Below are 11126 nucleotides of genomic sequence, written 5' to 3' on the forward strand. Positions count from 1 at the left end.
AGAGAGGAGATAAGGAATTGAAAAGAAGAGGATGGACCCGTCTGCTGGCGGCAGGCTTGGTTGGGGTATTGTCGGTAGGCCTTTTGGCAGGCTGTGGCTCAGAGAAGGAAACGCTGCATATTTACAGCTGGGCGGATAACTTTGATCCCGAGGTGCTGAAGGATTTCGAGGAAAAGTTTGATGTGAAGGTCACTTATGACAACTATGCCAACAATGAGGATCTGCTGGCCAAGATCAATGCGGGCGGAAGCGGATATGATCTGATTCAGCCTTCGGATTACATGGTCAAAACGATGATTGAGTCAGACCTGCTGGAGCCGCTGGATATGAACAATATCCCGAATTTCGAGAACATTTCTGACACGTTCAAGGACCCGTCCTACGATCCGGGCAACCAATATTCGATTGTGTACACCACCGGTGTGACGGGCATTGCATATAACACGAAGTATATTCAGGATGAGATTAACAGCTGGGAAGATCTGTGGAATCCCGAATATAAGGGCAAGGTGCTGCTGCTTGACGATAATCGCGAGGTGATCGGCTTGGCGCTCAAGAAGCTCGGGAAATCGAACAGCACGACCGACGAGGCGGAGATTACCGCAGCGGTGGAGGAGCTGAAGACGCTTCTTCCGAATGTGCTTGCCTTCGACACGGACAGCATCAAACAGAAGATGATGCAGGAAGAGGGCTGGATTGCGAGCGTATGGTCGGGGGATGCGGCGTTTATCGCGGCTGAGAATCCGGATGTGGCCTATGTTGTGCCTGAAGAGGGAGCGACGATTTTCTCCGATAACTATGCGATTCCGAAAGGTGCGAAGAACAAGGAACTGGCCGAGAAGTTCATCAACTTCATGCTGGAGCCTGAAGTGAGCGCCAAGAACTTTGAGTATATCGGATACAGCAATCCGAATACCAAAGCGATGGAATTCCACAGCGAAGATTATCGCAACAATACGATGATCAATCTGACAGACGAAGAGCTGGCGCGGACCGAATGGCTCGATAATGTGGGCGAGGCGCTGCAGCTGTACGACCGTCTGTGGAGCGAACTGAAGAGCGGCCGGTAACAAAGCTGTTATCGTTTGTTAAATATAGAAAGCGGGAAAAGGTCTGTCGAATCGACAGGCCTTTTCTTTGTATGCCGTCACATCCTCGGACCTATGTCTGGAGAAGTCATTTTCTCGAACCTGAGCTCGCCGCTGTATCCCGAGGTTAGGGAGTTTGGCCGGGAAGGCATGAGCGGGGATAGGCCCTCGGCCCCGGAATCAAAATTGTCATTCGTATTGTTACCTATAGACCAAGCATGAAGGATTATAATGGGAAAGGAAGTGAACAATAACAGCAACTTATTCAATTGACCCCATAACAAAAACGACAAAGGTGGAATTTCGAAATGAAGCGTAATCTCCGTATATGTGCATCGTTCATTGCAGCTGGTGTTCTGATCGGAAGCCTCGGATGGACCGGGCAGGTGATTGAGGCGAACGGATCGGCACAGGCGGCCGCGGCCAGCCAGAAGAAGTCCAGCAAGGAAGTTGTTCTGAAATGGAATGGCAAAGTGCTGCCGCAAAAAGGAATCCTGTCCAACGGTGTTACATATGTGCCAGCTACCGCCGTCAGAGACGCGCTCGGTTTGCCGATTAAGTATGATGCTAAAGCGCGTGCTTATACGCTGGGCGATGGATACAACCGTCTGAAAGCGGTGGTGTATGCCTCGAAAGACATCGGCCTATCGGTTAACGGGCTTTACATAGGGGAGCCTGGAGGCCAGATCATCGATGGGCGTTTGTATATCCCGTATAAAGTGCTCAGTGATTATATGGGCGTTCAAGGACAGTGGAATGCGGCGCAGAAGACGCTTTCGATGGTGCCGAAAAAGCAAAATGCGATCACAATTTCTGCCAAAACATTGAAGGAGTCCACGGATAAAGCCAACATTCAAGTGCGCTATGCCCAGATCAGCGGTCTTGGCAACGATAAAGCGCAGTCTGCGATCAACGAGACGCTAAAGCAGCATGCCGAGCGGTTCATCGAGGCGGCGAAGGAGCAGGTTGCGGAAGCGCCATCGCCTGAGCCGGGGATGGAGTATGAGTTCCAGGGCGATTTTGTAGTGACCTACAACGCAGAGGGGCTGCTCAGCATCTTGACGAGTGAATACACGTATACGGGCGGGGCGCATGGGATGACTTACCGCCAGGGTTATACGTTCTCGCTGGAGGACGGATCGCTGCAAAGCCTCGGGGACGTCATTAACCTGAAGGGTGACGGCAAGAAGAAGCTGAATGATTATGTATTGAAGAAATTCAAAGCCAATGAGGGCTATCTCGGCGGGTTTGAAGGCGTATCGGACGATGCGGATTTCTACCTGAAGGACGGCTCGGCGGTGCTCTTCTTCCAGCTGTATGAGTACACGGCGTATGCTTACGGTTTTCCGGAGTTTGAGCTGAAGCTGAAGGAGTGGAAGTAAGGGCTGCAGTTATGTAAGCAGACTCGAGTACAAGAGTTATGGAAAAAACGGGCAGGCACCGATTCGGCGCCTGCCCGTTTTTTTATGCAAATAAGGTTTCCGGCTGAGTTTACAGTCCTTGCGCCGGAGTTTTCTCCAGCACCTGATCGACGATGCCGTATTCCTTGGCTTCTTCAGCAGTCATGAAGTAGTCGCGATCGGTGTCTTTCTCGATGCGCTCAAGCGGCTGACCGGTACGCTCTGCGAGGATGCGGTTCAGCTTGTCGCGCATCTTCAGAATGCGGCGGGCGCGGATTTCGATATCCGTTGCCTGGCCTTGTGCGCCGCCAAGCGGCTGGTGAATCATGATTTCGCTGTTAGGCAGCGCGAAGCGCTTGCCCTTGGCACCTGCATTCAGCAGGAACGCGCCCATCGAAGCCGCCATGCCGACACAGATGGTCGAAACATCCGGCTTGATGAATTGCATCGTATCGTAAATGGCCATGCCGGCGGTAATCGAACCGCCCGGGCTGTTGATGTAAAGATGAATATCCTTTTCAGGGTCCTCTGCTGCCAGGAACAGCATTTGGGCAATGATGGAATTGGCGACCACGTCATTTACATCGGAGCCGAGGAAGATAATGCGGTCTTTCAGCAATCTGGAATAGATGTCGTACGCCCGCTCGCCGCGGTTGCTTTGTTCAACGACCATAGGTATAAAACTCACGTGGAAAACCTCCTCTTAAGTACAGTCCTCTTTAAAATACTGTTACCGTATTACCCACATGATAAACAATTCAAATCAAAAAGTCAAAGAAAGTCAAACTATCGGGTAAAAAAAAGAGCCATCTCAGGCACTATGCGGGTAAACAGTAATGATGATGTAAATTATAAATGGCGCGCCCGCGAGGAATCGAACCTCGATCTCAGGCTCCGGAGGCCTACGTCATATCCATTGGACCACGGGCGCATAAAAATTAGCAACGAAATTGATTATACAACAAGTTTGAACAAAAGACAAGAAGTCGTTCAAAAGATTGTTTTTGTCTAGACCCAAGCATCATTTGGCCATAATGTATAAGAATGCCTGAGGCTGAGAAATATACTTTCGGACCCCTTGCAACCTGCATAATAATTGAGTAGAATAAGGGTGGGACTTAAATTGCTTACCCGGGACATTTTACGTCCAACATAAAGAGCGTCGAGACGAAGTTTGCAGGAGTGGAATGCATGCGTGACCTATTAGAAATACAAGAGCAGCTTCTGCCAGATCTCATGGACACTCTTAAACGAAGGTATACGATCCTTCATCAGATCAGGTTGTCTGGAGTTGTCGGACGGAGGACGCTCGCCGGATCACTCGAGATGACCGAGCGTGTGCTCAGAGCGGAGACCGATCTTCTGAAGGCACAAGGTCTGATTGAGATCGAGACGGTCGGAATGCGGATCAGCGATGCCGGCATCTGTTTGCTGGAACAGCTGGAGCCGATGATGAAGGAGCTGTTCGGTCTGGCCCGCCTGGAGGAGAAGATTCGCAAGGCTTATGGCTTGCGCAAGGTTGTTGTCATTCCTGGCGACAGTGAATCCTCCCCGGATGTGAAGCGTGAGCTTGGCCGTGTCGGAGCAAGAACGCTCCTCAGCTATGTTCATAGCGGAGACACGATTGCCGTCACAGGCGGATCAACGCTTGCCGAAGTGGCAGAGCAGATGACCGCGCTTGCCGGCGGCCCTTTGAAGGGAAGCTGGTTTGTACCGGCTCGGGGCGGCCTTGGAGAGAGTGTGGAGATTCAGGCGAATACGATCGCTTCCAAGATGGCCAAACGGGTTGGCGCGGAATACCGGCTGCTGCATGTACCGGATTTGCTGGGCGAGGATGCCTATCAGTCTCTTGTGCATGATCAGCATATTCAGGAGATTGTGCATGTCATCCGTCAATCACGCATTATCATTCACGGCATCGGCGACGCCATGGAGATGGCTCGCAGGCGCAAGCTGGATGACGGCTCGATTGACAGTCTGCAGAAAGACGGTGCCATTGCGGAATCCTTCGGATACTATTTCAGCGAATCAGGTGAGGTCGTACACAAGATGCTTACGCTCGGTCTTCGGCTTGAAGATATTATGCGCACCGAGATCGTTATTGGCATCGCAGGAGGAAGAAGCAAGGGCAAAGCGATCCACGCTGTGCTGAAATTCGGCCATGAAGACATTCTGGTCACGGACGAAGCGGCTGCGCTGGAAGTTATGAAGGAAATAGAGACGCTCTAGCATTAAAGGACCATGGACCAGGATTGAACGGGGTGGAGCGCCTAAGTGCTGCATGCCTGAATGGAGCCCGAAGTGCTGCGATCATATGGAATTGTCCCTTTTTCGCAGGCATTGGCCGCACATTCAAGCTATTGTTGTCATGACTGACCTTTTGGCGGTCTTGAATATATACAAATAAAGCAAATATGGAGGGAACTGCTAATGGTTAAAGTAGGTATTAACGGTTTTGGACGTATTGGACGTAACGTGTTCCGCGCTGCGCTGAACAACAGTGAAGTTGAAATCGTGGCAATCAACGATTTGACTGACGTGAGCACACTGGCACACCTTTTGAAATATGACACAACTCACGGAAGACTGGATGCAACAGTTGAAGCTAAAGAAGGCGCGCTTATTGTAAACGGCCGTGAAGTGAAAGTATTCGCTGAGCGTAATCCAGAAGCTCTTCCTTGGGCTGAATACGGTGTTGAAATCGTGGTTGAATCCACAGGTATCTTCACTGCTAAAGAAAAAGCTTCCGCTCACTTGAAAGGCGGCGCGAAGAAAGTTATCATCTCCGCTCCAGCTACTGACGAAGACATCACAATCGTTATGGGCGTTAACGAAGACAAATACGATCCAGCTAACCACACCATTATCTCCAACGCTTCTTGTACAACGAACTGCTTGGCTCCTTTCGCCAAAGTTCTTGATGAGAAGTTCGGCATCGTGAAAGGCATGATGACTACGGTTCACTCTTACACGAATGACCAGCAAGTACTCGATCTGCCGCACAAGGACCTTCGTCGTGCTCGTGCTGCTGCTGAGAACATCATTCCTTCCACAACTGGTGCGGCAAAAGCAGTTAGCCTTGTCCTGCCACAACTGAAAGGCAAACTGAACGGTATGGCTATGCGCGTACCTACGAAGAACGTTTCTGTTACAGACCTCGTTGTTGAGCTGTCCAAGAACGTAACCAAAGAAGAAGTTAACGATGCGCTGAAAGCTGCAGCTGACGGCCCGCTGAAAGGCATCCTGAACTACTCCGACGAGCCGCTTGTATCCAGCGACTACAACAGCGATCCGGCTTCTTCCACGATTGATGCGCTCTCTACTATGGTAGTTGGCGACAACATGGTTAAAGTCGTTTCCTGGTATGACAACGAGTGGGGCTACTCCAACCGCGTTGTTGACCTCGCTGCTTACATCGCAAGCAAAGGTCTGTAATTGATTTAAACCATTCAATCGAAGAGGAGTTCCGCTTAAAGGTGCTCCTCTTTGGTTCATGGTTTTTCCTGTTTTTAAGCCATAAGCCATGCACTTAAACACATAGACAACACGCCGGGCTTTGGACGACATAAAGAGATGAAGAGCACCTGCTGTCGGCTGGGGAGAATAGTTTCTAGGAGGAACGTGGAGATGAACAAGAAAAGTGTACGTGATGTAGAAGTAAACGGCAAACGCGTCTTTGTCCGGGTCGATTTCAATGTACCGCTTGAGGATGGTAAAATAACAGATGATACTCGTATCCGCGAGACACTGCCAACCATCAATTACCTGATTGAGCGAGGCGCGAAGGTCATTCTCGCCAGCCACATGGGTCGCCCGAAAGGCGAGGTTGTTGAATCGCTGCGCCTGAATCCGGCAAGCGAGCGCCTGTCCGAACTGCTTGGCAAACCGGTTGCGAAGGCGGATGAAGCTGTAGGCGAAGCGGTTAAGGCTCAAGTGGAGAAGCTGCAAAACGGCGATGTGCTCGTGCTTGAGAACGTGCGCTTCTATCCAGGCGAAGAGAAGAACGATCCGGAGCTGGCGAAGCAATTCGCAGAGCTTGCTGATCTGTTCGTCAATGACGCATTTGGTGCAGCTCACCGTGCGCATGCTTCGACAGAAGGCATTGCCCATCATCTGCCGGCTGTATCCGGTCTTCTGATGGAGAAGGAGCTGTCTGTTCTGGGCAAAGCGTTGTCGAACCCGGATCGTCCGTTCACAGCGATCATCGGCGGTTCCAAAGTTAAGGACAAAATCGATGTCATCAACAACCTGCTTACACTGGCTGACAATGTCATCATCGGCGGTGGACTTGCCTATACGTTCTTCAAGGCGCAAGGCCATGAAATCGGCAAATCCCTGCTGGATGCAGAGAAGCTGGATACGGCGCTTGGCTTCATTGAGAAAGCTAAAGAGCTGGGCAAAAACTTCTACCTGCCGGAAGACATCGTAGTAACTGACGATTTCAGTGCAGATGCAAACACCAAGGTGGTCACGATCGACAGCATCCCAGCAGATTGGGAAGGCATTGATATCGGTCCGAAGACACGCGAGAAGTATGCAGAAGTGATTAAAAACTCCAAGCTGGTCGTATGGAACGGGCCGATGGGCGTGTTCGAAATCGAACCGTTCAGCCACGGTACTCGCGCTGTAGCGCAAGCTTGTGCGGAAACGTCTGCTTACACGGTGATCGGCGGCGGAGACTCGGCTGCAGCAGCTGAAAAGTTCGGTGTAGCTGACAAGATGGACCACATCTCGACGGGTGGCGGCGCATCCCTTGAATTCATGGAAGGCAAGGCGCTTCCTGGCGTTGTGGCTCTGAACGACAAGTAAGACACGAATGGGTAAAGACGCAAGATAGCAGTTCCCCGCGGGATGGCGGGGAATATTTAAGGAGTGAACCTAGTGAGAACACCAATCATAGCTGGCAACTGGAAAATGTTCAAAACGGTTCCGGAAGCAACGTCCTTCTTCGAGGAAGTTAAGGGCAAGGCGGAAGTAGAAGGCGTTGAGAGCGTCATCTGCGCGCCGTTCACAACGCTTCCGGCTCTGGTCGAAGCTGCGAAAGGAACAAGCATCAAGATCGGGGCTCAGAATCTTCATTATGAAGACAGCGGTGCATTTACCGGAGAAATCAGCGGTTCCATGCTGAAGGATCTGGGCGTGGACTACGTCATTATCGGGCATTCCGAGCGTCGTCAGTACTTTGCGGAAACCGACGAGATCGTCAACAAGAAGGTGCATGCGGCATTCCGTCACGGACTGCTTCCGATTGTATGCGTTGGCGAGAAGCTCGAAGAACGTGAAGCAGGGAAGACGATGGACGTATGCAAAGTGCAGACCGAAGCTGCATTCGCAGGTGTTCCTGCAGACCAAGCGGTTCATGTCGTCATTGCCTATGAGCCGATCTGGGCGATTGGCACAGGCAAATCCTCCACGGCGCAAGATGCCAACGAGGTGATTGCATATATTCGCGATCTCGTGAAAGGATTGTACGGGGAAGACGTTGCAGCTGCGGTTCGCATTCAGTACGGCGGCAGCGTGAAGCCTGAGAATGTAATGGAGTATCTGGGGCAAAGCGACATTGACGGCGCTCTCGTCGGCGGTGCCAGCCTGCAGCCAGCTTCTTACATTCAACTCGTTGAGGGGGCGAAGTAAGATGTCAGCACCAAGACCGGTAGCCCTGATCATCATGGACGGATTCGGGCTGCGCAATACGGAGGCAGGAAATGCGGTCGCTAAGGCGAATAAGCCGAATTATGACCGTTATCTGAAACAATATCCGAACACCACACTGACCGCTTGCGGAGAAGCTGTAGGCCTGCCGGAAGGGCAGATGGGCAACTCCGAGGTCGGCCACTTGAACATTGGTGCAGGACGGATTGTATATCAGGACTTGACCCGGATCAGCAAGTCGATTCGTGAAGGGGAGTTCTTCAAGAACGAAACCCTGGTTGAGGCCATTCAGAATGCCAAGAAGAACAACAAGAAGCTTCACCTGTACGGGCTTGTATCCGATGGTGGCGTACATAGCCATATCGAGCATATGTTTGCCATGCTGGATCTCGCGAAGCAAGAAGGCCTGGACGAGGTGTACATTCATGGCTTCATGGACGGACGCGACGTCGCTCCGGACAGCGGGCGTCAATTCGTCAAGGACCTGATCGCCAAGATCGAAGAGATTGGCATCGGCAAGATTGCTACGGTATCTGGCCGTTACTACGCAATGGACCGCGACAAGCGCTGGGACCGTGTAGAGAAGGCTTACCGTGCGATGGTATACGGTGACGGCCCGAAATATACGGACCCGCTCAAGGCCATTGAAGACTCCTATGAGAAGTCGATCTATGATGAATTTGTTGAACCGACGGTGATCGTGGATGAGCAGGGGAACCCGGTCAGCCTCGTGGAGAGCGGAGATTCGGTTGTGTTCCTGAACTTCCGTCCTGACCGTGCGATTCAGCTGTCCCAAGTGTTCACGAACAAGGATTTCCGCGGTTTCGAGCGGGGACCGAAGTTCCCTGAGAACCTGCATTTTGTGTGCCTTACGCTGTTCAGCGAAACGGTCGAAGGCTTCGTGGCCTACAAGCCGAAGAACCTCGACAACACGCTGGGCGAAGTGCTTGTACAGCATAACAAAAAGCAGCTTCGCATTGCCGAGACCGAGAAATACCCGCATGTTACCTTCTTCTTCAGCGGCGGGCGCGACGTGGAGCTTCCTGGCGAAACGCGTGTCTTGATCAACTCGCCTAAGGTGGCGACTTACGATCTTCAGCCGGAGATGAGTGCATACGAGGTGGCTGAAGCATGTGTGAAGGAAATCGAGGCGGATAAGCATGATGCCATCATTCTGAACTTCGCGAACCCGGATATGGTTGGTCACTCCGGCATGCTGGAGCCAACCATCAAAGCGGTGGAAGCCACGGATGAGTGCGTAGGCAAAGTCGTTGAAGCCGTTCTGGCCAAAGGCGGGGTTGCTATCATCACGGCCGACCACGGCAACGCCGACATGGTATTCGACGAGAATGGCCGTCCGCATACGGCACATACAACCAATCCGGTTCCGTTCATCGTCACCGATGAGAATGTGACCTTGCATGAAGGCGGCATTCTGGCAGACATCGCTCCAACGATTCTGGATCTGATGCAGCTGCCGAAGCCGGACGAAATGACGGGCACTTCGATGATTGCAGCACGCAAATAAGAAATAAAACACCTGAAACAGCCTGGCAGCAATGCCAGTTTCAAATACCATATTAACAAAAGGAGACTATACCCATGACCATTATTTCTGACGTATATGCACGCGAAGTCCTTGACTCCCGCGGTAACCCGACTGTAGAGGTTGAAGTATACCTGGAATCCGGCGCAATTGGCCGTGCCATCGTTCCTTCCGGTGCTTCGACTGGTGTTCACGAAGCAGTTGAGCTTCGCGACGGCGACAAATCCCGTTACCTCGGAAAAGGTGTTCTGCAAGCAGTAAAGAATGTTAACGAGGTTATCGCTCCTGAAGTGATCGGAATGGACGCGCTTGATCAAGTAAGCATCGACAAGCTGATGATCGCTCTGGACGGAACGCCGAACAAAGGCAAACTGGGTGCAAATGCGATTCTGGCTGTATCGATGGCTGTCGCTCGTGCAGCTGCCGAGGCGCTTGCTATGCCGCTGTACACTTACCTTGGCGGATTCAACGCAAAACAGCTTCCAGTACCAATGATGAACATCGTGAACGGCGGCGCTCATGCTGACAACAACGTTGACGTGCAAGAGTTCATGGTACTGCCTGTAGGTGCTTCCAGCTTCAAAGAAGCGCTTCGTATGGGTGCTGAAATCTTCCACAACCTGAAATCGGTTCTGAAAGGCAAAGGACTGAACACTGCTGTTGGTGACGAAGGCGGCTTCGCTCCGAACTTCACTTCCAACGAAGACGCGCTGTCCTCGATCATTGAAGCGATTGAAAAAGCTGGCTACACGCCAGGCAAGGACGTATTGCTGGGTATGGACGTGGCTTCCACGGAATTCTTCAAGGATGGCAAATATGTGCTTGAAGGCGAAGGCAAATCCTTCACACCTGCTGAGTTCGTAGACCTGCTTGCTTCTTGGGTAGAGAAATATCCAATCATCACCATCGAAGACGGCTGCTCCGAGGACGACTGGGAAGGTTGGAAATTGCTCACTGAGAAATTGGGTGACAAAATTCAGCTCGTGGGTGACGACCTGTTCGTTACGAACACTGAGCGTCTGGAAAGAGGCATCAAGGAAGGGATCGGTAACTCCATCCTGATCAAAGTTAACCAAATCGGTACGCTGACTGAAACATTCGACGCGATCGAAATGGCAAAACGCGCTGGTTACACCGCTGTGATCTCCCACCGTTCCGGTGAGTCCGAAGACAGCACGATCGCTGACATCGCGGTTGCTACAAACGCTGGCCAGATCAAAACGGGTGCACCTTCCCGTACGGACCGCGTTGCGAAATACAACCAGTTGCTTCGCATCGAAGACAACCTGGGCGAACTCGCTCAGTACGACGGCTTGAAGTCGTTCTACAACCTGAAGCAACAATAATAAGGGCTATAAAAGCCTGGCTCCTGATGTTGCGGGGGCCGGGCTTTTTTTTGCGCTTATTGGGGGAGCGGGGGAGAGGCAAGGCTGCACATTG

9 protein-coding genes and 1 tRNA gene are annotated in these 11126 nt (G+C 51.8%); 8 read left to right on the forward strand and 2 right to left on the reverse strand.

The features are described from left to right. Positions 1–17 precede the first annotated feature (17 nt). Positions 18–1070, forward strand: coding sequence for an ABC transporter substrate-binding protein (locus CHH67_RS23745; protein ID WP_095267850.1), 1053 nt, complete (start codon positions 18–20; stop codon positions 1068–1070). 326 nt (positions 1071–1396) lie between these two features. Beyond that, positions 1397–2470: a PdaC/SigV domain-containing protein gene (locus tag CHH67_RS23750; protein WP_095267851.1), complete on the forward strand. Its 1074-nt coding sequence runs from the start codon at positions 1397–1399 to the stop codon at positions 2468–2470. Between the two features lie 109 nt (positions 2471–2579). Here the strand turns inward: CHH67_RS23750 and clpP are convergent, their stop codons facing one another. Both clpP and CHH67_RS23760 read right to left on the reverse strand, forming a co-directional pair. Beyond that, positions 2580–3176, reverse strand: coding sequence for an ATP-dependent Clp endopeptidase proteolytic subunit ClpP (clpP, locus tag CHH67_RS23755; RefSeq protein ID WP_095267852.1), 597 nt, complete (start codon positions 3174–3176; stop codon positions 2580–2582). 168 nt (positions 3177–3344) lie between these two features. After that, positions 3345–3419: transfer RNA gene (locus CHH67_RS23760), tRNA-Arg, on the reverse strand. Positions 3420–3679: 260 nt separating this feature from the next. Between CHH67_RS23760 and CHH67_RS23765 the strand changes: the two genes are divergently transcribed. The 6 genes from CHH67_RS23765 to eno all read left to right on the forward strand — a co-directional run bounded on the left by CHH67_RS23765 (position 3680) and on the right by eno (position 11032). Continuing rightward, positions 3680–4717, forward strand: a complete 1038-nt coding sequence (locus CHH67_RS23765) for a sugar-binding transcriptional regulator (RefSeq protein WP_095267853.1) — start codon at positions 3680–3682, stop codon at positions 4715–4717. Between the two features lie 201 nt (positions 4718–4918). Continuing rightward, a complete protein-coding gene (gap, locus tag CHH67_RS23770; protein ID WP_095267854.1) occupies positions 4919–5923 on the forward strand; it encodes a type I glyceraldehyde-3-phosphate dehydrogenase in 1005 nt (334 codons plus the stop codon). A gap of 192 nt (positions 5924–6115) precedes the next feature. Next, on the forward strand, positions 6116–7297 hold the full coding sequence (locus CHH67_RS23775) for a phosphoglycerate kinase (RefSeq protein WP_095267855.1): 1182 nt from the start codon (positions 6116–6118) through the stop codon (positions 7295–7297). Between the two features lie 72 nt (positions 7298–7369). Then, a complete protein-coding gene (tpiA, locus tag CHH67_RS23780; protein ID WP_095267856.1) occupies positions 7370–8122 on the forward strand; it encodes a triose-phosphate isomerase in 753 nt (250 codons plus the stop codon). A gap of 1 nt (position 8123) precedes the next feature. Beyond that, positions 8124–9668, forward strand: coding sequence for a 2,3-bisphosphoglycerate-independent phosphoglycerate mutase (gene gpmI, locus CHH67_RS23785; protein ID WP_095267857.1), 1545 nt, complete (start codon positions 8124–8126; stop codon positions 9666–9668). 74 nt (positions 9669–9742) lie between these two features. Next, positions 9743–11032 carry a phosphopyruvate hydratase gene (gene eno / locus CHH67_RS23790; RefSeq protein WP_095267858.1) on the forward strand — a complete coding sequence of 430 codons (1290 nt, stop codon included), beginning with the start codon at positions 9743–9745 and terminating at the stop codon, positions 11030–11032. Positions 11033–11126: the final 94 nt, after the last annotated feature.

Origin of the sequence: Paenibacillus campinasensis (assembly GCF_002272015.1) — a bacterium.
Taxonomy (GTDB): Bacteria; Bacillota; Bacilli; order Paenibacillales; family Paenibacillaceae; genus Paenibacillus_AQ; species Paenibacillus_AQ campinasensis.

Coding starts and splice junctions, on each gene's coding strand:
- CHH67_RS23750 (WP_095267851.1), top strand. CDS start 1,397: ATGAAGCGTAATCTCCGTATATGTGCATCGTTCATTGCAGCTGGTGTT.
- CHH67_RS23765 (WP_095267853.1), top strand. CDS start 3,680: ATGCGTGACCTATTAGAAATACAAGAGCAGCTTCTGCCAGATCTCATG.
- gap (WP_095267854.1), top strand. CDS start 4,919: ATGGTTAAAGTAGGTATTAACGGTTTTGGACGTATTGGACGTAACGTG.
- CHH67_RS23775 (WP_095267855.1), top strand. CDS start 6,116: ATGAACAAGAAAAGTGTACGTGATGTAGAAGTAAACGGCAAACGCGTC.
- gpmI (WP_095267857.1), top strand. CDS start 8,124: ATGTCAGCACCAAGACCGGTAGCCCTGATCATCATGGACGGATTCGGG.
- eno (WP_095267858.1), top strand. CDS start 9,743: ATGACCATTATTTCTGACGTATATGCACGCGAAGTCCTTGACTCCCGC.